Here is a 23,330-nt window from a genome sequence, read left to right on the forward strand (position 1 = left end):
AATACAAATGGGCCGCTGCTGTCCCCTCCCCGCAAGGGGAAAAAGAACGCTCCATCCTGCCAAGGAGGAGCGGCCCTCGCGCCGCTACGCCGCCAGCCCGCCCCACCGGCGCAGGTCGCGGAAGCGCCGCCCATCCGAAAAACGCAGCTCCACGCTCTCCGACAGCCGGCCCGCGGCCTCGATCCGCACGGAATCCGGGCGCTCCAGTTCGTCCGCCCGCTCCAGGGCTTCGGCGACGGTGAGCGGCACCGGCTCGGCCCCGCCGCAGGCGCGCCACCACGCCACCGCCCGCTCGCGGGCGTGGCCCGCATGCTCCAGGCAAATCTCGATGCGGCAGCCGCCGCCGGGCCAGCGCAGCACCGCCTCCAGCCGCTCGGGGCCGTGCCCGCCGGGGCTGGGGGCGAGGCTCCAGGCCGTCAAGGCACGCCAGCCGGCGACCGTCTCCGAAAGAATGGGCCGCGCGTCCTCGGCGCTCGCCGCGTGGGGCGCCTCCGAATCCTCTTCCTCCGGCTCGACCCAGCAGGCCTCGCAGGTGCTGGCGTTCAGCGCGATCAGCGCGCCGCAGCCGGGGCAGGGCTTTGCGCGCCCCGCGCCGCCGAGGGCCGGCCCCAGCGCGACGCTGCGGGCGGTCACGGCATCGACCGGGCCGTGCATCCGCACCAAGCCGGCATAGTCGAGCACGAGCCCGTCGGACTTGCCCGGCGCCCGCCGCAAGGCGCGACCGACCTGCTGCACGTAGAGCCCCGCCGATTGCGTCGGGCGCAGGAGCGCGATCAGGTCGACCTCCGGCACGTTGAAGCCGGTCGACAGCACCCCGACCGAGGTCAGGCAGCGGATCTGTCCTGCCCGGAAGTCGCGCACGACCCGGTCGCGCGCGCGCTTGCCCATCTCGGCCGTCACGGTCTCGCAGGAGAAACCTTCCGCCCGCACCGCGTCGCGCACGGCGCCCGCGTGATCGATCCCGGCGCAGAAGGCGAGCCAGGCCCGGCGATCCCGCCCGTAGGCCGCCATCTCCTCCACCGCGGCGCGGGTGATCCAGTCGCGGTTGACCGCGGCCTCCAGCGCCGAGGGGATGTAGTCGCCGCCGCGCTGGCCCACGCCCGACACGTCGAGGGTGAGCGCGGTGGCCTTGCAGATCAGCGGCGCGAGATAGCCCTGGCCGATCAGGTCGCCGACGGCGGAATCGTGGACGATGCGTTCGAACACGCGGGCCCCGCCCTCGTCGAGGCGGCCGGAATCGAGGCGGTAGGGCGTGGCCGTGAAGCCCGCGACCTTGAGATCGGGGTTTTGCGCGCGCAAGCCCGCGAGGAAGCGGCCGTAGCCGGTCTCGGTCGAGCGCGGCACCAGATGCGCCTCGTCGATGACGACGAGATCGATCGGCCCGAATTGTTCGGCGCGGTCGCGTACCGACTGGATCGAGGCGAAGGTGACCGGCGCCCCGCTCTCGCGCCGCCCGAGCCCGGCGGAGAAGATGCCGGCCGGGGCCTCGGGCCAATAGGCCAGCAACTCACCGTAATTCTGCGCCACGAGTTCGCGGACATGGGCGAGGACGCAGATGCGGGCATCCGCGTTCCGCTCCAGCCATTCGCGCACCAGGGCGGCGATGACGAGCGCCTTGCCGGCGCCGGTCGGCAGCACGACGAGGCCGGTCTCGCCGCCCGAATCCCAGTGCCGGTGGAGCGCGTCGAGGGCGGCGCGCTGATACTCGCGGAGGCGCAGCATGGCGCGCCGTTTAGCCAAGCCGGGGCTTGGAGAACAGAGGAGAAACGCGGCCTCCTCACGCCGGGTCGGCGATCTCGTAGTGGATCGGCTTGAACGCGAAATTGTTCGATTGCAGGGCCGAGCAGGCCGTGAGCCCAATGATCAGATCGGCCTTCGCCTCGAACACCACGCGGTCGCCCGCCCGGCTCAAGGGGGGCTTCACCGCGATCTCGCCGGTCGTGCCGTCGATCGCCACGTGCATGAACACGTTGAAGGCGACCGGGATGCGGTCCGGCCCGATGCCGTAGGGTTCGAGCGCCGCCGCGAGGTTGCCGAAGCAGCCGCGATGCGGGTGCTCGTCGCCGTAGATGATGCGGAAGGTGTCGGCCGAGCAGGGCGTGAGCAGGAAGTCGTGACGCCCCACGCTGTCCTCGACGATGTCGAGCAGCACGTTCGAGCGGTTCGAGTAGATCGGGTCGCCCTTCGTGAGGAACAGGCGCGAGGCGTAGTCGATCGTGCGGCCCGACGAGATCACCTCGTCGATGTCCCCGCGGACGAAGGCGACGAGGTCGGCGACCTGCTCGCCCTCCGGGTCGATCACGGTGAGGCGCTGGCCGCGGTTCAGCGTGAAGGCCACGCCGGAGCGCGGCTCGATCTTCTGGGGATGCCCGCCGTGGTCGCACATCTCAGCATGCGTCTCCGTCGGGGCGAGTGAAGCGCGTCGGCACGAAGGGCGTCTCCCGAAGACCCGCGGCGTCCTTTGCCGCGGCAGGGAAAGACCGCCGGACCCGCAAAGTTTCCCGGCCGGGAGCGCGACGCTCTTCAGGGGATCGCTGCCGATCCCGGCGGCGCCGCGAGGCGATCAGCGCGCGGCGAGCTTTTCGGCCTTGATCCCGTCGAGGACGACCGCCTCGGTCAGGATCTGCGGCAGCACCCGCGCCTCGCCCCTGCCCTTGTAGACGAGGTAGAGCGGCACGCCGGAGCGGCCGTGGCTCTCCAGAAGCCGGGTGATCTCCGGGTTCTGGTTGGTCCAGTCGCCCTTGAGATAGGCGACCGAGCCGGCCCGGAACGCCGCCTGCACGGCCTCACGCGCGAGGACGGTGCGCTCGTTGACCTGGCAGGTGATGCACCACGCGGCCGTCATGTCGACGAACACCGTGCGCCCCTCCGCCCGCAGCGCATCGAGACGGCCTTGCGTGAACGGCTCCTCGATGCCGGCGAGCCGCACTCCCGGCGCGCCTGCCCGCTGGCCGTCGAGGGCGGCGGCGAGCCCGAGCGCCCCGGCGAGCGCCAGCACCGCCGTCGTCCGCCCGAACCCGGTGCCGAGCCGGCCCGCTTCGCGCGCCCGCTCCCAGGCCCAGGCGGCAAAGCCGACCAGCACGAGCCCACCGAGCGCGCCGAGCAGCCCGTCCGGCCCGACCTGCTGGGCCAGCACCCAGATCAGCCACGCCGCGGTGGCGTAGACCGGGAAGGAGAGCGCGCCCTTCACCGTCTCCATCCAGGCGCCGGGCCGCGGCAGAAGGCTCAGGGCGCCGGGAAACGCGGTGAGCGCCAGGAACGGCAGCGCAAGCCCGAGCCCGAGGCAGGCGAAGATCAGCAGGCCGACGCCGGCTCCTTGGGTGAGGGCGAACCCCACCGCCGCGCCCATGAACGGCGCCGTGCAGGGCGTGGCGACCAAGGTCGCGAGCACGCCGGTGAAGAACGAGCCCTGATAACCGGCGCGCCGGGTCAGCCCGTCGCCGAGCCCGGCGAGCCGCCCGCCGACATGCACCACCCCCGACAGGCTCAGGCCCACGGCGAACAGCCCGTAGGCGAGGAGCGCCACCACGACGGGCGACTGAAGCTGGAACCCCCAGCCGATCCCGGCACCGCCCGCCTTGAGCGCGATCAGCAGGCCGGCCAGCGCCAAAAAGCTCGCCAGCACGCCCGCGGTGTAGGCGAGCCCGTGCAGGCGCACCCGTGCCCGCGTTTCGCCGGCCTGCTTCACGAGGCTGAGCACCTTGATCGACAGGACGGGGAAGACGCAGGGCATCAGGTTGAGGATCAGCCCGCCCAGCAGCGCGAGGCCGGCCGCGCTCCACAGGGTCAGGTCTTCGGAGTCGGCGGGCGCCGCCGCGGGGGCGGGCCGAGGCTCGGCGCTGGTCGGGGCCGGGACGGCGGCCGGCTCGGGGCCGATCGCGTAGGCCTTGCGGATGCCGCCCTCGTCGACCGTGAGCACGCCGCCGAGCGCGTCCGGCGCCACCTTGGCGTCGCCGGGCTTCAGCACGAGGCGCAGGGCGCCGCCTTCGCCTTCGAGCGTCTGCTCGGCGGCGTTGTCGAGGGCGCTTTCCGCATAGGGGAAGAAGGCGGCGTTCGTGAGTGCGGGCGCGCCGGCCGGCCGGTCGAGATGCAGCGCCAGGGTCTCGCCCTCGCGGGTCGCGCGGACCGGGAACGGGGCCGGCTCGGGCAGAGCCGCCCGCGCCCTCGCGAAGAATCGGGCTTGCGCCGGATCGGGCTCGGTCGTCGCGCCGACCGGCAGGTCGAGAGCGAGCTCGGCCGAGCCCGGGATGCAGATCTCCTCGCAGACGAGGTAGGACAAGGTGCCCGCCAGGGGCACCGTGCCGCCCGTCGAAAGATTCTGCGGTGCCTGCAGCGGCACCAGGAGGGTGACTTTGCCCTCGTAGCCGTAATTCATCAGGGTCTGGACCGGGATGCGCTCCGGCGCCGGCCATTGCGTCGCCCCGACCGAAAACCCCTCGGGCAGGCGCCACGCCATCTCCGGCGGCAGGCCGGAATCGCCCGGATTGCGCCAGTAGACGTGCCAGCCCGGCTTCATCGCGAGTTCGAGGCCGAGCGTCACCGTCTGTCCGGGCGCGAGCGTCGCGGCCTCGGAGACGAGGCGCGCCCGCACCAGATCCTTCGGCGCCTTGCCGGCCTGCGCCGCGGCGAGGCCGGGGGCGGCGAGGAGCAGGACCAGGAGGAGGAGGCGCAGCATGGATGTGTCGCGATAGCCCCGGCGCCTCGGCCGGACGGCCGCAGGGTAGCAGAGCCGTGCCCCCGACGGGAGCCGGCCCCGCCCGCGACCCCGCGAAGCGCCCCTCCCGATGCCGTGCGGTTCGGCACGTCGCATGATAGGTCATCGCCATCGACAGGAGCCGCGATGTCGCCGAAGCAGCAGGTCTGGCTGGCATGGTGGAAGCCGCCCGCGCGCGGCATCCCGGCCGACCATTGCCCCGTACCGTTCTACGACCTCCAGGCGGTGCCGGGCATGGAGCCGTGGCTGCTCGTCCACCTGCTGCGGCCGGTGGTGCGGGCCAAGCTGCCCGAGGGGATGGTCCCGACGCGGGAGCTGGTGGGTATGCTCGACGGCGGAGAGACCGACGGGGACGAGCCCGCCGTCGTCTATCCGCCCGCTCCGGAAGAGGAGGAGACGCTGGAATCCGACCTCAAGCCGCGGATGGCGTGGTAGGCGGCCTCCTGCGCCGCGGACCGTCGTCGGTCGCCCGGAGGCCGGCCGCCGCCCGCGTCACGCATCCGCGGGCGAGCGCGACGTGCCTTCCGTCTCGGCCAGCCGCACCGCGTGGTTGATGATCGCCATGTGCGTAAAACCCTGGGGGACGTTGCCGCGCTGCTCGCCGGTCCCGGCGTCGATCTCCTCGGCGAACAGGCCGAGATCGTTGCCGCGGGTCAGCAGGCGCTCGAACAGGGCGGTCGCCTCGTCCCCGCGCCCGGCCAGCGCGAGGCAGCCGACGCGCCAGAAGGCGCAGGCCGTGAAGGTCGCTTCCTCGCCCTCCAGGCCGTCGTTCACGCGGTAGCGGTAGAGCAGATCGCCGGTGCCCAAGGCCGCCTCGACCCGCTCCAGGGTCGCGGCCACCCGCGGGGCGCGCGCGTCGAAGGCGCGGAACAGCACCGCGCGCAGGACGGCGGCGTCGAGATCGGTCGAGCCGTAATCCATCGTGTAGGCGCCGGCCGCCTCGTTCCAGCCCTCCGCGTGGTACTCGGCCCGGATCTCTTCCGCGACCCGCTCCCATTCGGCGATCCGTTCGGGTGCGGCGAGCCGGTGCTTGGGATCGGAGCGGGCGATCTGCGCCGCGCAATCGAGCCCGACCCAGAGCATCGCCTTGGTGTGCAGGATCTGGCGCATCGGCCCGCGCAGTTCCCAGATGCCGTGGTCGGGCTCGCGGCGCCGGCCGACGATGTGGCCGGTCAGATGCGCGAGCGCCTCGGGCAGGTGGTCGTTGACCTTGACCGGCGGGTCGAACGCGACCGCTTCCAGGTAGTGGTGGAGCGCCACGAGGAACTCGCCGTAGATGTCGAACTGGCGCTGGTCGCTCGCGGCGTTGCCGAGCCGCACCGGACCCGTGCCGCGCCAGCCGCGCAGGTGATCGAGACTCTCCTCCGCCGGCATCGGCCCGTCGAGGGCGTACATCAGCCGGAGATGGCGGCCCCGGCTCGGGTCCGCGTCGCGCAGGAAGCGCAGGAACTCGGCGGCCTCGCGGTCGTAGCCGAGATTGACGAAGGCGGTGACGGTGAAGCTCGCGTCCCGCATCCAGACGTAGCGGTAGTCGTAGTTGCGGTTGCCCGGCACCGCCTCGGGCAGGCCCATGGTCGCGGCGGCGACGATGCCCCCCGACGGCGCGTGGGTGAGGAGCTTGAGGGTGAGCGCGCTGCGCAGGACCGTCTCGCGGTAGGGCCCGCGATAGGTGCAGCGCCCCGACCATTCCCGCCAATAGTCGTCCGTAGCCGAGAGCCACGCCTCGACCCGTTCCAGGCCGACCGGCCCCTCCCCGCCATGGGCGAGGACGAGGTCGGCCCGCTCGCCCGCACCCAACCGGAACGCGGCCTCCGCCGCCCCCTCCCCGACCGTCAGGGACACGCTCGCCGCGGCCCGCATCGCGTCGCCGCCGCCGGTGAACCGCACCGTGCCGTCCTCCCGGGCTTCGGCCGTGCTGGCCGCGCGGGCGTAGTCGAAGGTCGGCCGAACGGTCCAGGCTCCCGAGACCGTGCCGGACTCGCAGGCGAGGCGGCGCACCACGCGGGCCTCGGCGCGGCCGTCGGGGCCCTCCTCCGGCACCGGCTCGCGGCGGGCGAGCGGCATGAAATCGGTGAGCACGGCCCGGCCGGTCTGCGTGACGAAGACCGTCTCCAGGATGTTGGTGCCGGCCCGGTAGCGGCGCTCGGTGCCGAGGAGCCCGTCAAGGACGAGGCGGCAGGCGCCGCCCCGGTCGCGGTCGAGCAGGGCCAGGAACAGCGCCGGGCCGTCGTGGCGGGGCCAGCACAGCCAGTCGAGGGAGCCGTCGCGAGCGATGAGGGCGGTGGTGCGGGTATCGCCGATCACGGCGTAGTCGGCGATGGGTCTGTCCGTCACGGCCTCGTCCCGGTTGTGCGGCGCGAAAACGCCTCGGGACGGGCGGGGTTGCCGCCTGCGACATCGCGCGGAGGGCTCGGCCTGTCAGCGGCGGCGCCCCGACGAGACGCGGCGCCCGCGGCGCGTGCCGTAGCTGCCGGGCCGCCGGTAATTGCCGCTGTTGACCCCGGCCGAGCGGTCGTTGCCGGTGGCGCTCGCCCCCGGCGACAGTCCGCTGCCGGCATTGGCGTTGCCCTCCTGCGCGAGTGCACCGCCGCCGAGAAGCAGCCCAGCGGCGAGGGCGAGGGGAAGGGTGAGCGGCAGGACGCGTCTCGGATCGAGCATGGGGACCTCCTGATCACGGGTCTGTGAGTGGATCGGAGGGGCGAACCGCGCGCGAGCGCTCGTGTTCCCGCGTCAGGCCGTCCTCGCGGCCCGGCCGCCGATCCAGGTGCCGATCACGGCGAGATCGGCCCCGAGCGCCACGAGGTCGGCGGCGTATCCCGGTGCGATCCGGCCGAGCCGGCCGTCGAGGCCGAGGAAGCGGGCCGGGGTGAGCGAGGCCATGGTCAGGGCCTCCGCCAGGGTCGCGCCGCCGCGTCCGCTCATGTGGCGCACCGCCTCGATCATGGTGATCGCCGCGCCCGCGAGCGTGCCGTCCTCGCCCGTGAGCCGGTCGCCATCACGGCGGATGCGGCGGCCGAACAGGGTGAAGGGCGCGCCGGACGGATCGCCCACGGGCGCCATCGCATCGGTGACGAGCATCAGTCGGTCGCGGCCGATCAGGCGCAGCGATAGCCGGAGCTGGAGATCGCCGACATGGTGCCCGTCGGCGATGATGCCGGCGAAGGCGCGCTCATCGGAGAGCGCCACGCCGACCGCGCCGGGCGCGCGCGGGCCCATCTGCGACATGGCGTTGAACAGGTGGGTGAAGCCGGTGAGCCCCTCCCCCAGAGCCCGCCGGATCGCCGGGCCGTCGTCGGCGGTGTGGCCGGCGCTGACGCGGGCGCCGCGGGCGACGAGGTCGGCCACCGCGCCGGGCGGCACCTCTTCGGGCGCGAGCGTCACCAGGGTGATGCCGCGGTCCCCGAGCCCCGTGAGGAGCGCCGCGTCGCCCTCGCCGAAGCGCGCGAGCCGGGCGGGATCGTGGATGCCGATGCGGCGGGGGCTCAGGAACGGCCCTTCGAGATGGATGCCCAGGATTCCGGGCACGCCCAGGCGAATCGCCTCCGCCACGCCCGCGATGGCGCGGCGAATCGCGGGGCGCGTGTCGGTGATGAGCGTCGGCAGCAGGGCGGTGGTGCCGCCGGCCCGGTGCGCGGCGGCGATGCGCGCGATGCCGTCCACGCTGCAATCGTCGTTGAGCAGCACCCCGCCGCCGCCGTTGACCTGAGCGTCAATGAAGCCCGGCGCCAGGATCGCGCCGGGCGGCAGGCGCGTCACGGGCACGCCCGGCGGCGGGGTGGTGGTGACGTCGATGATCCTTTCGCCGCGCAGCAGCACTGCGCGGTCGGACCGGAAGGTTTCGCCGTCGAAGATGCGCTCGGCGGCGATGGCGTGGTCGGCGGTGCCCGTCACAGGGTCTCCGTGACCTTGGTCAGCCCGGCGGGCGCGTCCGGGTCGAGGCCGCGGCGGCGGGCCTCCGCCTCGATGGCGCGGTAGGCCGGCACCAGCATGGCGATGGGATCGCAGGCCGGATGCCCGTCGCCGAGCCAGGGCAGCGTGCCGGCGGGACCGCCGCAGGCCTGGACCCGCAGGCCGTCGCGGCGCAGGTCGCGCACGAGGTCGTCGATGCCGTCGGCCACCGCATCGGCCTGCCGCAGGGCCAGAACCGGTGTCCCCGCCGAGACCGAGGCCCGCGGCCCGTGGCGCAGCTCGGCCGCGGAATAGCCGAGCGCCGGGAGCCGCAGGGTCTCGGCGAGCTTCAGGGCGATCTCCCGCACGGTGCCGAGCCCGTGCCCGCGCCCCGTGACGAAGGCGGCGGGTGCAGATTCGAGGTCGGCACCCCAGGCCGACCAGTCGAGGGCCAGCGCTCGATCCAGCCGTTCCGGCAGGACCGCGAGGCCGTCCACGAGGTCCCGGTCGCCGGCCCAGGCGGCGACGAGGGCGGCGCCCGCGATCATCGAGTTGGTCACCGTCTTGGTCGCGGCCACCGCCCGCTCGGGGCCGGCGAGGATCGGCAGGACGAGGTCGCTCGCTCGTGCCGCGGGCGAGTCGGGGTCGTTGACCAGCGCCAGCGTCAGCGCGCCGCCCGCGCGGGCGGCCTGCGTCGCCGCCACGAGGTCGGGCGAGCGGCCCGATTGCGAGACCACGACGAACAGCGCGCCCTTCACCCGGGGCGGTCGGGCATAGCCGGTCACAACGGACGGCGCCGAGGCCGAGACCGGCAGGCCGAGCCGGGTCTCGATGAGGTAGCGGAGCGCCACCCCGGCATGGCCCGAGCTACCCCGCCCGCACAAAACCACGAACGGAATCGTTTCGGGACTCAGGGCCTGCGCGATCCGCGTCGCCTCGCCCGCCGCGAGCAGCCGCGCGGCGGCCTGCGGGATCTCGGCGATCTCCCGTGACATGAAGGTCGCGCTCATCGGTCGTCCCTCTCGGCCAGCGCCCGGCGCAGGTTGCCGTCGTGGCGGGCGAGCAACGCTTGCGCCCGCTCGCGGCTCGCCCCGTTGGCGATCAGGACGCCGAGCTTCACGTCGCCGCCCGCCTCCGCCGCCGCCCGCTCGGCGGTGCCCGCGTCGCAGCCGGCGAGTTCGGCCACCATGGCGATGCCGCGGGCGCGCAGCTTCCGGTTGGTCGGGCGCATCGCCACCATGCGCCCGCGATAGACCCGGCCGAGGCGGATCATCAGCAGCGTCGAGAACAGGTTGAGGATCACCTTCTGCGCCGTGCCGGCCTTCAGCCGAGTCGAGCCCGCCAGCACCTCCGCCCCGGTGGCGGCCAGGATGCCGTGCTCGGCCGTCTCCAAGATCGGCGTGCCGGGATTGTTGGCGATGCCGACCGTCACCGCGCCGCGGGCGCGGGATTCCCTGAGTACCGCCAGCGTGAACGGCGTGGTGCCGCTGGCCGCCAAGCCCACCACGACGTCGCCGGGGCCGATCGCGTTGCCGGTGACCCAGGCGGCGCCGTCCGCGCCCGAATCCTCGGCATCCTCGACGGCTTGCAAGAGCGCGCCCTCCCCGCCCGCGATGGCGAAGGCCAGCCGCTCGCCCGGCCAGTCGAAGGTCGGCGGCAGCTCGGCCCCGTCCTGCACGCCGATGCGGGCGGAGGTGCCCGCCCCGACATAGGCGAGCCGCCCGCCGGCCCGCAGGCCCGCCTCCGCGGCCCGCACCGCCGCCTGGATCGCCGGCAGCGCCGGCCCCACCGCTGCTACGGCGGCGAGTTGGCCCTCCCACAGGGCCTGCAGGATGTCGCCGGGGCCCCAGGCGTCGAGGTCGGCATAGCGGGCGCTGGCGTCCTCGGTCCTCATTCCTGCGTCATCCTCGCCGTCCCGTCCTGACAAGTCGCTGGCACGCACCGCGATCCCGCATGGCTGCGCCCCGCCCCGATATGGCGCGTCCGGGCACCGGCGCGAGGGTCTTTCGGGAGGGATCGGTTCGCCGCGCGCGGCGTTCGGTTCGCGGGATCGGTGGGGAGAGCGCGTGGACCAGGGGGCCGTCGCAGGGGGAGCCGGCGCGATCGTGCCGGAGCCGGAGGGCGTGGCCGCCGGCCGGGTCACCCTCCTGACCTACAACATCCGCCATTGCCGCGGGACCGACGGCCGGGTCGCGCCGGAGCGGGTGGCCGCGGTGATCGCCGCGACGGGCGCCGACATCGTCGCGCTGCAGGAGGTCGATGTCGGCCGCGCCCGTACCGGCGGCCTCGATCAGTCCGACGAGATCGCCCGGCTGCTCGGCATGACGCCGCATTTCCACCCGGCGCTCCACATCGAGGAGGAGCGCTACGGCGACGCCATCCTCACCCGCCTGCCCTCGCGGCTGATGCGCGCCGGCCCCCTGCCCGGCCTCGCCCGGCGCCCCGGCCTGGAGCCCCGCGGCGCGCTCTGGGTCGAGGTCGAGATCGGCACGGCCCGGCTTCAGGTCGTCAACACCCATCTCGGCCTGCGCGGGGCCGAGCGCATCGCCCAGGCCGAGGCGCTTCTCGGCGCCGGATGGCTCGCCGATCCCGCCTGCCGCGCGCCGACCGTGCTGCTCGGCGACTTCAACGCCACCGGCTGGACCCGCGCCTATCGCCGCCTCGCCCGCGGCCTCACCGACGCGCGCCGCGTCGCCGCCCGGATCGAGGGCCGCGCGAGCTTCCCGACCCGCTTGCCCCTGCTGCGCCTCGACCGCGTCTTCGTCGGCGCGGGCGTCACGGTCGAGCGCCTCGCCGTGGTGGACGGCCCCCTGCCCCGCCGCACCTCCGACCACCTCCCCGTGCTCGCCGACATCCGGTTGTCGGAGGGCTGAGTCCGAGGGATTCCAAAGGGATCATCCCTTTGGCAGGGCACCGGGGCAGAGCCCCGGTTTCCCACCAAGGCCAGGGCTTTGCCCTGGACCCACGAAAGGACTTAGTCCTTTCGAAACCCGGATTTTGGTCGGTGCGCTATAACGGACGCGACCACCATCGAAGACGGCGATCCGACGATGACGAAGACCATCGGCAACCTGACCGCGTTCGGCCTGATGGCCGCCGCCACCCTCGGCGCCGGGCCCGCCGCCGCCGAGCCTCCGAAGATCGCCGTCGTCGCCACCGGCGGCACCATCGCGATGAAGCTCGATCCGCAGACCCACGCGCCGGTGCCCGCGCTCTCGGGCGAGGACCTCGTCTCGGCGGTGCCCAAGCTCAAGGACATCGCCACGATCCAGGTGACCGAGTTCAGCAACGTGCCGAGCGACTACATGGGCCCCGACCGCTGGCCGGCGCTCGCCCGTCGCATCGACGCGATCCTGGCCGATCCCGAGATCCGCGGCGCCATCGTGCTGCACGGAACCGACACCCTCGACCAGACCGCCTATTTCCTCGACCTGACGCTCACGAGCCCGAAACCCGTCGTGCTGGTGGGCGCGCAGCGCAACGCCTCCGACCCGGACGCCGACGGCCCGCGCAACCTCCTCAACGCCGCCCGCCAGATTCTTGCGGAGGGCGCGGCCGAGATGGGCGTGACGGTGACGCTCAACCACCGCATCAACGCCGCCCGCGAGGTGCGCAAGACCCACACGAGCAACGTCGAGACCTTCGATTCGGGCGATGCCGGCATCCTCGGCTACGTCGATGAGGACCGCGTCGTGTTCAGCCGCAAGTCCCTGCGGCGCCAGACCCTGCCGCTGCCCGAACGGATGCCGCGGGTCGATCTCGTCTCGATGTATGCCGGCGCCGACGGCTCGCAGGTGCGCCACGCCGCGCAGACCGGCGCCGAGGCGATCGTGGTCGAGGCCTATGGCTGGGGCAACGTCAACGCCGAGATGCACGACGCGATCAGTGAGGCCATCGCCAAGGGCGTGCCGGTGATCGTCGCGACCAAGGTCTATGACGGGCGCGCGCTCCCGGTCTACGGCTTCAAGGGCGGCGGCAGCACCCTGCGCAAGGCCGGCGCCGTGTTCGCGGGCGACCTGACGCCGGACAAGGCCCGCATCCTGACGCTGATCGCGCTGCCGACAACGAAGGACCGTGCGGCGTTGCAGGCGTTGTTCGACCGGTAGCGGCCACGCATCGTTCCGGGCCGTTCGCGCGTTAATGGCCATGCTTGCGCCGAACGACATCAGGGATGCGACCGAACGGGCGGCGGGTTCCGTCGGTCCGATCGAGGCCGCGGATATCCGCGCCGGGGTCGCGCTCGCGGGCGGAAAGGACCATCCGGTGATGCCCGCGGTGATCGCCGCGGGCGAGGTCGGAAGCTGGGAGGCGCTGCTGGCGATGTCCGCCGGCACGCTGGCCTGGGGGCTCGTCACCCGCGACCGGGGCTTGGCCGAGACCGGCGGCCGGATGCTCGCCGCCGGCATGCTGGCGAGCCTCGTCAAGACCAGCCTGAAGCGCACCCTCCACCGCACCCGGCCCAACGTCCTGATGGACACCGGCCGCTACGTGCGCGGGCCGATGGGGCCGAACGACGGCCCGTGGCAATCCTTCCCTTCGGGCCACGCCGCGCTCAGCACGGCGGTCGCCCGCGCCGTGGCCCGCGCCCGGCCGGAACTGGCGGGCGCGGCCTACGCCACCGCCGCCGGCGTCATCGCGGTGCAGCTCGTGCGCGGCGCGCATTTCCCCGTCGACGTGGTGGTGGGCGCGGCGATCGGGGTTGCGGCGGAGGCCGTGACGGACCGGGTGATCTCGGCGCAGCTGCCGGAGGAATAGCGGGAAACTCAATCTCCGGTTGGGCGCCGCGCTGTCCGTCCCATCCCGTCATTGCGAGGTGAAGCCGAAGCAATCCAGTGCTCCGCACTGTCCGGAGAAGGCGCGTGCGGGACCGCTTCGTCGGCTCGGTCTCGCTTTGCCCGGAAAGGTCGCGCTCTGGATTGCTTCGGCTTCGCCTCGCAATGACGGGGAGCTTTGGCATTCGACCGTAGAGCGGCCTCACGCCTCGACCGCCGCGCCGGTCCCCGCGACCTCCGCCGGCATCACCTCATGCGCCCGGCGCAGCACCCTGCGCCGCCGCCACGGGCGCCACGCGTCGTCGGAACCGGCCGGGTCGCCGAGGTGGAAGGCCTCGACCAAGCGGGCGATGGGGCCCCGATGGGAGGGGACGAGCGTGCAGAGCCGCGGCGAGGGCATCAGCGCGGGATCGTCGATGACGGCACGCAGGCTTCCCCGCTCGGCATAGGCCTGCGCGAACGTGTCCGACGGACAGCCGCCGTGGTGGCCGAGCAGGGCGTGCAACACCCGATCGAGCGCCGCGCGGCCCGCCGCGTCGTCGGGGCGGAGTTCGATCGAGAGATCGCACTCGGTGTCGTAGCCGAAGGAGCGGTTGTTGAGGTTGGTCGAGCCGATCCGCAGGAAGCGGTGGTCGATGATCGCGACCTTGGAATGGATCAGGATCGGCTGGCCCTTGGGCGTGTGCGGGGCGACGATCCGCAGGCGACCGTGCCGGTCGGCCCGGCGCAGGCCCTTGATCAGGCCGCGGCGGGCGCTGTCCATCGTCAGCTGGTCGAAGCCGTTGGGGCTGCGCTCGGACAGCACGATGACGATCTCCGGCCCGTCCGGTTCGCCGAGCCGCGCCCGCAGGGCGTCGGCCACCACCGGCGAGGCGAGGTACTGGTTCTCCAGATAGATGACCTCTTTCGCGGCCCGGATCGTCGCGAGGTAGAGCGCGGCGTTCTCCGACACCGCCGCGCGGCTCTCGTGCCGCATCGTCTTCTTTCCGAAAGCCGGAAACCACCTTTCGGGACGAGGCTCGAGCGCTGGCTCGGTGCGCGAGAGCCCGACCTCGACCTCGGTCAGGAGCGGCACCACCGTCTCGGGCCAGGGATCGACCGGCGTCTCGAGGGTGGGCGAGAGGGTTTCGCCGGTGGCGCGGCGCCAGCGCTCGCGGGCGAGGTCGGCCAGCGCGCGCGCCGCGGGGCCGTCGACCAGCATCATCACGTCGTGGCGCGGCGGGTAGTCCTCGCCCGAGGGCAGGCGGCGGCGCGGGTCGCGGTCGCGGTGGGCCGGCGTGTCCCAGCGGTTCACCTCGAAGTCGCTGCCGCCGCAGAAGGCGATCCGATCGTCGATCACCAGGATCTTCTGGTGCTGGCAGGCGCCGTAGGGCAGCGTGTCGTCGATGCGGAAATCGATGCCGGTGCCGAGGCTCGCGCGCACGCTGTCGGGCGTGTGGTCGTTGCCCGCCGAGATCGGCCAGGGCATGTCCCAGATCAGGATGCGGATGGTCAGGTTCGGCCGCGCCGCCTTGAGGGCGCGCAGCAGGTCGGCCAGCGTCTGGTCGGCATCGGGATCGCCCGCGGACGGGAGCAGGCGCACCCGCGGATCGAAGCTCCAGCCGATCAGGGTGATGGTCCGTTGCGCCTTCACCAGGGCGGCGCGGGCGGCGGCGAAGTAGGCGGCGCCGTCGTGCAGCACGGCGGCGCGGTGCGCCCGTTCCCGCCGCCAGCAGGTGAGCCCCGGCCGCAGCCAGCCCTCCGGTGCGGGGGCTCCGCCGACTTCGATGTCCCGTCTCATGCGCCCGCGCCGGCCCCGTCCGCCTTGCCCATTCCGCCTTCCGCCTGCTCCAGCTTGGCCTTCACCCGCCGCCGGGTGATCTCGACCGCGACGACCGTGGCGACGAGCCCGAGGCCGAGGGTGATCCAATGGGTCGGCTCGTCGCTTCCCGCCCGGCGGCCGATGGCGCCGAGATAGACGCAGACCACCGTGCCCGGCAGCATGCCGATCACCGTCGACACCAGATAGGCGCCGGTGCGGACCTCCGTCACCCCGAGGACGTAGTTCTGCGCGTTGAACGGCACGAACGGGCTCAAGCGCATCAGGGTCAGCAGGCGCCAGCCGCCGTCGCCGACCGCCTCCATGGTGGCGCGCCATTTCGGCTTGCGGGCGATGAGCGCCCGCACCCGCTCGCGGAACAGGTGGCGGGCGGCGAAGAAGGCGAGCCAGGAGCCCAGCGTGGCCGAGACCAGCACCACCGGCATCACCGCCCAGCCATAGGCCACGGCCCCGGCGATCGTGAGCGGCGTGCCGGGCACGACCAAGAGGGTCGCGAGGAAGAACAGCAGGCCGAAGACGAACAGGCCGTAGCGGCCGAAGCCGTTGGCCCAGGCCGAGAAGGTGCGCAGCCAGTCCTCGACGGGCAGCAGCATCCAGGCGCCGACGCACAGGGCCAAGGCGGCGCCGGTCAGGAGGCCGGTGCGGACCCAGCTTCGGGCATTGTCCATGTGGGGGCGGCTCGGGGCACGGAAGTCTGACGCTTCCGGCTCTAGCAGCGTTCTGGCCGCCGTGCGACCGGCCCTCTCACCAGTCCCGCTGAAGCCGAATCGCGATCCGGCTGGGGCGGGCGCCCGCGAGCGTCCGCTCCAGGGCGGCGAGCGCCGCCCTGGCCTTCACGAGGCGCGGCGCGCGCCAGTCGCGGCCGCGAGTGGCCAGCACGGCCTCGCCAAGGCGGTCGCCCGCGGCGACGAGGCGGTCCACCGCCCGCAGGATACGCGGCGTCTCCTCGGTCAGCACGCAGATGTCGGAGAGGTGATTGCGGAGCGCATGGAGGTCGTCGCGACCGCCGCCCTGGTCGGCGAGCCGCGCCAGCGTCCGGTCCATGCCGGAGATCAGTCCCGCCAACGGCTCGGGCACGGGCGCCGTCGGAGCGCACGAATGCGCGGACGCGTTCGGCGGCGGCGAGGCCGGAATGTCTCGGGCAGACGGCACCTGCATGTCGGCTCCGCTGGATGAGGATGCTGGTCTAAACTCCCGATCCCTCGACAGTTTCCCGCCGCGCGGCGGCGCAGCGAAAAATTCATGGGGATTTCTTTGTGGGCGTGCGGCGGAACGCTGCGCTTCGGGCCGGCAACGCGAACTCAGGAGTAGCAGCCTGCCGCGATCCGGAAAGCCGCTCATTTCCGGAGCGCATGGAAAACATCGTTGCGAAAGGTGAAGAAAATGAGACGTATTTGAGCAAACCGGCTCAGGTCCACGCCTCGGGTCGCGGCCGTCTCCATGCGTAGATCAGCGCGCCCGCGCTCATCAGGGCGAGCGCGTACCAGGTCAGGGCATAGACGAGATGGTCGTTGCGGAAGGCGACGACCGTGAGGCCGCCGACGGGGAGGCCGCCGGGATTGGGAGCGGCATCGGCATCGACGAAGTAGGGGGCGATCTCATCCAGATTGCGCGCAATGGCGATGGCCGCCACGTCGCGGGAATACCAGCGGTCGGCGGCCGGATCGTTGTGGCGCAGGAAGCCGCCGCCGGGCTCGGGGAGACGCAGCAGGCCGGTGACGGTGACCTCGCCCGCGGGCTCTCCGGAGGCACGGTCGGTGCGGGCCTTGCGGTCGCCGGGGACGAAGCCGCGGTTGATCAGGACCGTGGTGCCGTCGGCCCGGACCAGCGGGGTAAGGACCCAGAATCCGCCGCCGCGCTCGGTGAGCGCCTGCACCAGGGCCGCCCGATCGTGCTCGAAACGGCCGGAGACGCGCACCCGACGATACTCGATCGCTCGGCGGTCGAGATGCTCCCATTCGGCCTTCGGGGGCGGCGCGAAGGGCTCGGCCTGGAGTCCGGCCTCGACCCGCGCGATCAGGTCGAGCTTCCACGCCCGGCGCTGGACCTGCCAGGTGCCGAGCGCGAGAAACAGGCCGACGAGGCCGAGCCCGGCGAGCGCCAGCAGCGCGCGCCGGAGATCGAGCCTTCCCATGGAACGCGTCTTACGGTGCGTGGCGCGCGTCGTCGGCGGTCATCGGCATCATGTTGGTGTTGAGGTGGTGCATCACCCAGATCGAGCCGCACAGGGTGATGGCGACGATCGTGACGGTGAAGATCAGCGCCAGGAAGGTCCAGCCGCCTTCCGATTTCGTGTTCATGTGCAGGAAGTAGATCATGTGGACCACGATCTGCACCACGGCGAAGGCGAGGATGACCACGCCGGTGATCAGCTTGTCGCCGATCACGTCGGCCATCACCAGCCAGAACGGGATTGCGGTCAGGATCACCGACAGGACGAAGCCGGTCACGTAATCCTTGAACGAGCCGTGACCGTGGACCTCGCCGTGGGCGCCGTGATCGTGGGTGCCATGGCCATGGTCGGCGTGTCCGCTGGCGCCGCTCATTGCAGGACTCCCATCAGGTAGACGAAGGTGAAGACGCCGATCCAGATGACGTCGAGGAAGTGCCAGAACATCGACAGGCACATCAGCCGGCGCTTGTTCTCGACGATCAGGCCGCGCTGGCGCAACTGCACCATCAGCACCCCGAGCCAGATCAGGCCGAAGGTGACGTGCAGGCCGTGGGTGCCGACCAGCGTGAAAAACGAGGACAGGAAGGCGCTGCGCTGGGGCGTGGCGCCCTCGTGGATCAGGTGGGCGAACTCGTAGAGCTCGATGCCGATGAAGGCCGCGCCGAACAGGCCGGTGATCGCCAGCCACAATTGGGTCTTCTGGATGTCCTCCCGCTCCATCGCCAGCATGGCGAAGCCGTAGGTGATGGAGGAGAACAGGAGCATCGCGGTGTTCACCGCGACGAGGGAGAGGTCGAACAGGTCCTTGGGCGAGGGCCCGGCCGCGTAGTTGCGGCCGAGCACGGCGTAAGTGGCGAACAGCACCGTGAAGATGAGGCAATCGCTCATCAGGTACATCCAGAAGCCGAGCATCGTGCTCCCTTCCGGGTGATGCGCGTGCTCCATGTCCTGGAACGACAGCGCGTCGGCCTCCGCCACCGGATCCCGGTGCAGCGCGTCGGTTGCGTGGGTCGCCATCGCGATCAGGTCCGTCCCGCCACGGCGAGAGCGTCGGTCCGCTGCCCTTCGGTGCGGACGACCGTCTCGGCCGGGATGTAGAAGTCACGGTTGTAGTTGAAGGTGTGGGCGATCGAGATCGCCAGCGTCGCCACGAAGGCGAGCGCCGCGAGCCACCAGATGTACCAGATCATCGCGAACGAGAAGGCGATGCTGATCACGCCGAGGATCACGCCGGTGGCGGTGTTCTTCGGCATGTGGATCGACTGGAAGCCGGTGACCGGCCGCTGGAAGTTGCGGCTCTTCATCTGCCACCACGCATCGAGCTGGTGGATCCTCGGCGTGAAGGCGAAATTGTAGTCCGGCGGCGGCGAGGAGGTCGACCATTCGAGCGTCCGGCCGCCCCACGGGTCGCCGGTGGTGTCGCGCAGAGCCTCGCGGTTTTTGATCGAGACGGCGATCTGCACGATCATCGCGCCGATGCCGACGGCGATCAGGACGGCGCCGAGCGCCGCCACGACGAACCAGGGCTGGAGCGAGGTGTCGGCGAAGTGCTGGGCGCGGCGGGTGACGCCCATCAGCCCCAGCACGTAGAGCGGCATGAAGGCGACGTAGAAGCCGACCGTCCAGAACCAGAACGAGACCTTGCCCCAGAAGTCGTCGAGCTTGAACCCGAAGGCCTTGGGCCACCAGTAGTTCACGCCCGCGAACATGCCGAACAGCACGCCGCCGATGATCACGTTGTGGAAGTGCGCGATCAGGAACAGCGAGTTGTGGAGCACGAAGTCGGCCGGGGGCACGGCGAGCAGCACGCCGGTCATGCCGCCGATGGTGAAGGTGACCATGAAGCTCACGGTCCACAGCATCGGCACCTCGAACCGGATCCGGCCGCGATACATCGTGAACAGCCAGTTGAACAGCTTGGCGCCCGTCGGGATCGAGATGATCATCGTCGTGATCCCGAAGAACGAGTTCACGTTCGCGCCCGAGCCCATCGTGAAGAAGTGGTGCAGCCACACGAGGTAGGACAGGATCGTGATCACCACGAGGGCGTAGACCATCGAGGTGTAGCCGAACAGGCGCTTGCCGGAGAACGTCGAGATGATCTCCGAGAACACGCCGAAGGCCGGCAGAATGAGGATGTAGACTTCCGGATGACCCCAGATCCAGATGAGGTTGAAGTACATCATCGGGTTGCCGCCGAGGTCGTTGGTGAAGAAGTGCGTGCCGACGTAGCGGTCGAGGGTCAGCAGCGCGAGGACCGCGGCGAGGATCGGGAAGGCGGCGACGATGAGCACGTTGGTGCACAGCGACGACCAGCAGAAGATCGGCATCTTCATCATCGACATGCCGGGCGCGCGCATCTTCACGATGGTCGCGATCAGGTTGATGCCGGACAGCGTCGTGCCGATGCCGGCGATCTGGAGGCCCCAGATCCAGTAATCGACGCCGACCCCTGGGCTCATGTCGGCCCCCGAGAGCGGCGGGTAGGCGAGCCAGGTGGCGCGGGAGAACTCGCCGACGAACAGCGAGATCATGATGGTGACGGCGCCCGAGACCGTCATCCAGAAGGAGAAGTTGTTGAGGAACGGGAAGGCGACGTCGCGGGCGCCGATCTGCAGCGGCACGACGTAGTTCATCAGCCCCGTGACGAACGGCATCGCCACGAAGAAGATCATGATCACGCCGTGCGCCGTGAAGATCTGGTCGTAGTGGTGCGGCGGCAGGTAGCCCTCGTTCGCCCCGAAGGCGATGGCCTGCTGCGAGCGCATCAGCAGCGCGTCGGCAAAGCCGCGCAGCAGCATCACCATCGCCAGCACCACGTACATGATGCCGATCTTCTTGTGGTCCACCGAGGTGAACCAGTCGCGCCAGAGCGGGCCCCAGAACCTGAAGTAGGTGATCGTCGCGAGCACGGCGATGCCGGTCACCGCGACGCCCGCGAAGGTCACGAGCAGGATCGGCTCGTGATAGGGGATGTCCGCGAGCGTCAGGCGCCCGAACAGGAGCTTCTGGAGGTCCGTGTCAGAGAACATGGATGTCTCGTTGCGTGAAGGCTCGTCGGAGACGGATCAGTTGTTGAGCTGGTTGGGAGCGGGCGAATTCTGCCCCTTCCCGTGCGGCCCATGATCTTGGGAGTCCGCAGGCTTGTCGCTGCGGGGCGCGTGGTGCGAGGCGGGCCCCGTGGCGCCCGGCGCCTCGTCGCCCCGCTCGGTGTGGCGGTTGTCGTATTGCAGCCGCGCCGCGTTCTCGCGGCTGTCCTTGCCGGCGCCGCCCTTGGCGTCGATCGCCATCATCTCGTGCATGCACATCTTGCCGGGGACGGCGCACATGCCGAGGATCGAGCCGAACAGGCCGTCCGCGTAGGACGCGTAGTGGATCACCGGGACGTTCTCGCTCGGGCGCTCCAGTTCGAGATAGGCCTCGCGCGACAATTCCTTGCCCTCGCTCTTCAGCTTGGCCACCCACTGGTCGAAGCCGTCGCCGTCGAGGCCGTGGAACTTGAACGTCATCCGCGAGAAGCCGCTGCCGCTGTAATGCGAGGCCAGGCCCTGATACGCGCCGGGCTTGTTGATGACGGCGTGCAGCTTCGTCTCCATGCCGGGCATGGCGTAGATCATCCCGGCGAGCGCCGGGATGTAGAACGAGTTCATCACCGAGGCCGAGGTGAGCTTGAAGGCGATCGGCCGGTTCACCGGCGCGGCCAGTTCGTTGACGCTCGCCACGCCGTATTCGGGCAGGAAGAACAGCCACTTCCAGTCGAGCGCCACGACCTGCACCTCGAGCGGCTTGGTCTGGGCGGGAACCGGCTTGCCCGGCTCCAGGCGCGAGAGCGGCCGGAACGGGTCGAGGGTGTGGGTGCTGATCCAGGTGAGCGCGCCCAACGCGATGATGATCATCAGCGGCGCGGTCCAGATCACGACCTCCAGCCCGGTCGAGTGGTCCCAGTCGGGATCGTGGCGGGCTTGCGTGTTCGAGGCGCGGTAGCGCCACGCGAACAGCAGCGTCAGCGCGATCACCGGCAGGATGATGAGCAGCATCAGGCCGGTGGAGGCGAGCACGAGGTTGCGCTGCTGCACCGCCACGTCGCCGGCCGGGAACATGACCGTGAGGTTGCAGCCGGCCAGCAGCGGCAGGAGCGGCAGCAGGAGAAGGCCGCGCAGGAAGGCGCGCGAAGAGGCGCAGCGTCCGAGGGCGCGGCGCCCGACGGCGCGGAAGGCCTGCAGTGCCGGGTACATGGCCGAGGGTGTCACCGATGGTCCTGCCACGGGTCTTCGTTCCATCTCATGGGTCGCCGCGGGGGCGACCGCCGGTTCGTGTCCGCTCCCGGAGGCAGGGGTGCCGCCCGGGCGGAAGCAATCACATCTGCCGCATCTCGGAGCGGTCGAGGAACAGCGCCAGCAGCGTCGCGAGCGCGCCCGACAGCAGGTACACGCCGACGACGGCCAGCCCGTACGCGTCGGCGAGATACAGGACGACCAGGGGCGCGAAGCCCGCGCCGAACAGCCATGCGAGGTCCGAGGTCAGCGCCGCGCCGGTGTAGCGGTAGCGGCTGCCGAGCCGCGAGGTGACGGCGCCCGCGGTCTGGCCGTAGGACAGGCCGAGCAGCATGAAGCCGACATTGACATAGATGGTCTGGCCGATGGCGTTCTCGCCGAAGATCAGCGGCGCCAGGATCGAGCCGAAGGCGAAGGCGGCGATCAGGCCGGCGGTGATGATGAGGATGTTGCGCCGCCCGATCTGGTCGGCGATCAGCCCCGAGGCCGCGACCGCGCCGGCGCAGATGATGGCGCCGGAGAACTGCACCATCAGGAAGTCGCCCGCCGAGCGGTCGCTGTGCAGGGTGTTCCACGCGATCGGGAAAATCGTGACGAGGTGGAACAGGGCGAAGCTCGCCAGCGGCACGAAGGCGCCGATCCACACGTCGAGGGCGTGGTGGCGGGCGAGGTCGATGACGCCGACGGGCTGGAGATGGCCCTTGTCGAGGAGGCGGGTGAATTCCGGCGTCGCGATCAGGCGCAGCCGCGCGAACAGGGCGACGACGTTGATGGTGAAGGCGCAGAAGAACGGGAAGCGCCAGCCCCAGTCGAGGAAGTCCTCCGACGACAGGTTGACGGCGAAGAACGAGAACAGCGCGCTCGACACCATGAAGCCGATCGGCGCGCCGAGCTGCGGGATCATGGCGTACCAGCCGCGGCGCTCCCGCGGGGCGTTGAGGGCGAGAAGCGAGGCGAGCCCGTCCCAGGCGCCGCCGAGCGCGAGGCCCTGGAGGATGCGAAGGCCGGCGAGCAGCTCGATCGAGACCTGTCCGATCGAATTGTAGCTCGGCAGGAAGCTGATCGCCGCGGTCGAGCCGCCGAGCAGGAACAGGGCGGTGGTGAGCTTCACGCCGCGGCCGTAGCGGTCGTGGATCTTCATGAACAGGATCGAGCCGATCGGCCGGGCGACGAAGGCCAGCGCGAAGATCGCGAACGAGTACAGCGTGCCGGTGAGCGGGTCGGCGAAGGGGAAGAACACCTTCGGGAACACCAGCACCGAGGCGATGCCGAACACGAAGAAGTCGAAATATTCCGACGCGCGTCCGATCACCACGCCGAGCGCGATGTCGTTGGGGCTGACATGCTGGTGGCTCATCGCCACCTGCGCGTCGCGCTCGAGGGCGCTCGAATTGGCCGATGCGGGATTCGTGGTCATCGCGGGCAGCCGGCTCGCCTGTGGATGCTTCGCCCGCGATCGAGTTCGGCGTTCACGCGGCGTTCGGGATGTGCCTAGCGGATGGGCTGCCTCGCGCAAAGTGCTTTCGGCGTCGCGGGATGACACACGGAACGGCTATGCAACAGAAGCGGGGCTTTGACGTTCGCGTGCGCCGGCGGCGAGATCAATTCATGGCCGGACGCGCCCGATCGCTTGACCCGGCCTGTGGCTGCGGCGGGTCTCGAACGATCGAAGCCGCTCGACGGCATGGTC

The 23,330-nt window shown here is 71.4% G+C and carries 21 protein-coding genes; 4 read left to right on the plus strand and 17 right to left on the minus strand.

Going from position 1 to position 23,330, the window contains the following annotated elements; translation table 11 throughout:
* Nucleotides 1-84: 84 nt before the first annotated feature.
* The 3 genes from HNR00_RS05380 to HNR00_RS05390 all read right to left on the minus strand — a co-directional run bounded on the left by HNR00_RS05380 (nt 85) and on the right by HNR00_RS05390 (nt 4,675).
* A complete protein-coding gene (locus HNR00_RS05380; protein WP_183566037.1) occupies nt 85-1,722 on the minus strand; it encodes a DEAD/DEAH box helicase in 1,638 nt (545 codons plus the stop codon).
* A gap of 55 nt (nt 1,723-1,777) precedes the next feature.
* Nucleotides 1,778-2,386, minus strand: a complete 609-nt coding sequence (locus tag HNR00_RS05385) for a DUF1989 domain-containing protein (RefSeq protein WP_183566039.1) — start codon at nt 2,384-2,386, stop codon at nt 1,778-1,780.
* Nucleotides 2,387-2,563: 177 nt separating this feature from the next.
* The gene (locus HNR00_RS05390; RefSeq protein ID WP_183566041.1) at nt 2,564-4,675 is read right to left on the minus strand and encodes a protein-disulfide reductase DsbD family protein; all 2,112 of its coding nucleotides are present in this window, start codon (nt 4,673-4,675) and stop codon (nt 2,564-2,566) included.
* A gap of 165 nt (nt 4,676-4,840) precedes the next feature.
* Between HNR00_RS05390 and HNR00_RS05395 the strand changes: the two genes are divergently transcribed.
* Nucleotides 4,841-5,149: a hypothetical protein gene (locus HNR00_RS05395; protein ID WP_183566043.1), complete on the plus strand. Its 309-nt coding sequence runs from the start codon at nt 4,841-4,843 to the stop codon at nt 5,147-5,149.
* A gap of 57 nt (nt 5,150-5,206) precedes the next feature.
* Here HNR00_RS05395 and HNR00_RS05400 read toward each other — a convergent pair whose 3' ends face one another.
* The 5 genes from HNR00_RS05400 to HNR00_RS05420 form a co-directional block, all read right to left on the minus strand.
* The gene (locus HNR00_RS05400; protein ID WP_183566044.1) at nt 5,207-7,048 is read right to left on the minus strand and encodes a glycoside hydrolase family 15 protein; all 1,842 of its coding nucleotides are present in this window, start codon (nt 7,046-7,048) and stop codon (nt 5,207-5,209) included.
* An 84-nt stretch (nt 7,049-7,132) separates the two neighbouring features.
* Entirely contained in the window at nt 7,133-7,372 is a 240-nt protein-coding gene (locus HNR00_RS05405) for a hypothetical protein (RefSeq protein WP_183566046.1), read from the minus strand.
* A gap of 72 nt (nt 7,373-7,444) precedes the next feature.
* Nucleotides 7,445-8,605: an N-acetylglucosamine-6-phosphate deacetylase gene (gene nagA / locus HNR00_RS05410; protein ID WP_183566047.1), complete on the minus strand. Its 1,161-nt coding sequence runs from the start codon at nt 8,603-8,605 to the stop codon at nt 7,445-7,447.
* A complete protein-coding gene (locus tag HNR00_RS05415) occupies nt 8,602-9,612 on the minus strand; it encodes an SIS domain-containing protein (RefSeq protein WP_183566049.1) in 1,011 nt (336 codons plus the stop codon). The genes nagA and HNR00_RS05415 overlap by 4 nt, the downstream gene beginning before the upstream one ends.
* Nucleotides 9,609-10,496, minus strand: a complete 888-nt coding sequence (locus HNR00_RS05420) for an N-acetylmuramic acid 6-phosphate etherase (protein WP_183566052.1) — start codon at nt 10,494-10,496, stop codon at nt 9,609-9,611. Before HNR00_RS05420 ends, HNR00_RS05415 begins: the two co-directional genes overlap by 4 nt.
* Before the next feature lie 172 nt (nt 10,497-10,668).
* Here HNR00_RS05420 and HNR00_RS05425 point away from each other — a divergent pair, with 172 nt between their 5' ends.
* The 3 genes from HNR00_RS05425 (at nt 10,669) to HNR00_RS05435 (ending at nt 13,357) form a co-directional block, all read left to right on the plus strand.
* Complete coding sequence (locus tag HNR00_RS05425; protein WP_183566054.1) at nt 10,669-11,475, plus strand: endonuclease/exonuclease/phosphatase family protein; 807 nt, start codon at nt 10,669-10,671, stop codon at nt 11,473-11,475.
* A 177-nt stretch (nt 11,476-11,652) separates the two neighbouring features.
* Nucleotides 11,653-12,708: an asparaginase gene (locus tag HNR00_RS05430; RefSeq protein ID WP_183566056.1), complete on the plus strand. Its 1,056-nt coding sequence runs from the start codon at nt 11,653-11,655 to the stop codon at nt 12,706-12,708.
* A 40-nt stretch (nt 12,709-12,748) separates the two neighbouring features.
* Nucleotides 12,749-13,357, plus strand: a complete 609-nt coding sequence (locus HNR00_RS05435) for a phosphatase PAP2 family protein (protein ID WP_246390306.1) — start codon at nt 12,749-12,751, stop codon at nt 13,355-13,357.
* 219 nt (nt 13,358-13,576) lie between these two features.
* On the opposite strand, the gene HNR00_RS05440 is transcribed toward HNR00_RS05435, so the two are convergent.
* From HNR00_RS05440 to HNR00_RS05480, 9 genes are all read right to left on the minus strand, one after another.
* On the minus strand, nt 13,577-15,154 hold the full coding sequence (locus tag HNR00_RS05440; RefSeq protein WP_183566059.1) for a phospholipase D-like domain-containing protein: 1,578 nt from the start codon (nt 15,152-15,154) through the stop codon (nt 13,577-13,579).
* Nucleotides 15,151-15,861: a TVP38/TMEM64 family protein gene (locus tag HNR00_RS05445; RefSeq protein WP_183566062.1), complete on the minus strand. Its 711-nt coding sequence runs from the start codon at nt 15,859-15,861 to the stop codon at nt 15,151-15,153. Before HNR00_RS05445 ends, HNR00_RS05440 begins: the two co-directional genes overlap by 4 nt.
* A 76-nt stretch (nt 15,862-15,937) precedes the next feature.
* The gene (locus HNR00_RS05450; RefSeq protein ID WP_312886002.1) at nt 15,938-16,270 is read right to left on the minus strand and encodes a hypothetical protein; all 333 of its coding nucleotides are present in this window, start codon (nt 16,268-16,270) and stop codon (nt 15,938-15,940) included.
* A gap of 331 nt (nt 16,271-16,601) precedes the next feature.
* A complete protein-coding gene (locus HNR00_RS05455; protein ID WP_183566065.1) occupies nt 16,602-17,327 on the minus strand; it encodes an SURF1 family protein in 726 nt (241 codons plus the stop codon).
* Between the two features lie 10 nt (nt 17,328-17,337).
* Nucleotides 17,338-17,739 (minus strand): cytochrome o ubiquinol oxidase subunit IV, encoded by a 402-nt coding sequence (gene cyoD, locus HNR00_RS05460; protein WP_183566068.1) that lies wholly within the window; start codon nt 17,737-17,739, stop codon nt 17,338-17,340.
* The gene (gene cyoC, locus HNR00_RS05465; RefSeq protein ID WP_183566071.1) at nt 17,736-18,383 is read right to left on the minus strand and encodes a cytochrome o ubiquinol oxidase subunit III; all 648 of its coding nucleotides are present in this window, start codon (nt 18,381-18,383) and stop codon (nt 17,736-17,738) included. The genes cyoD and cyoC overlap by 4 nt, the downstream gene beginning before the upstream one ends.
* 5 nt (nt 18,384-18,388) lie before the next feature.
* Complete coding sequence (cyoB, locus tag HNR00_RS05470) at nt 18,389-20,398, minus strand: cytochrome o ubiquinol oxidase subunit I (RefSeq protein ID WP_183566074.1); 2,010 nt, start codon at nt 20,396-20,398, stop codon at nt 18,389-18,391.
* 36 nt (nt 20,399-20,434) lie between these two features.
* The gene (gene cyoA, locus HNR00_RS05475) at nt 20,435-21,601 is read right to left on the minus strand and encodes a ubiquinol oxidase subunit II (RefSeq protein WP_183566466.1); all 1,167 of its coding nucleotides are present in this window, start codon (nt 21,599-21,601) and stop codon (nt 20,435-20,437) included.
* Nucleotides 21,602-21,722: 121 nt separating this feature from the next.
* A complete protein-coding gene (locus tag HNR00_RS05480) occupies nt 21,723-23,057 on the minus strand; it encodes an MFS transporter (RefSeq protein ID WP_183566077.1) in 1,335 nt (444 codons plus the stop codon).
* Nucleotides 23,058-23,330: the final 273 nt, after the last annotated feature.

This window comes from Methylorubrum rhodinum (assembly GCF_014199935.1).
GTDB lineage: Bacteria > Pseudomonadota > Alphaproteobacteria > Rhizobiales > Beijerinckiaceae > Methylobacterium > Methylobacterium rhodinum.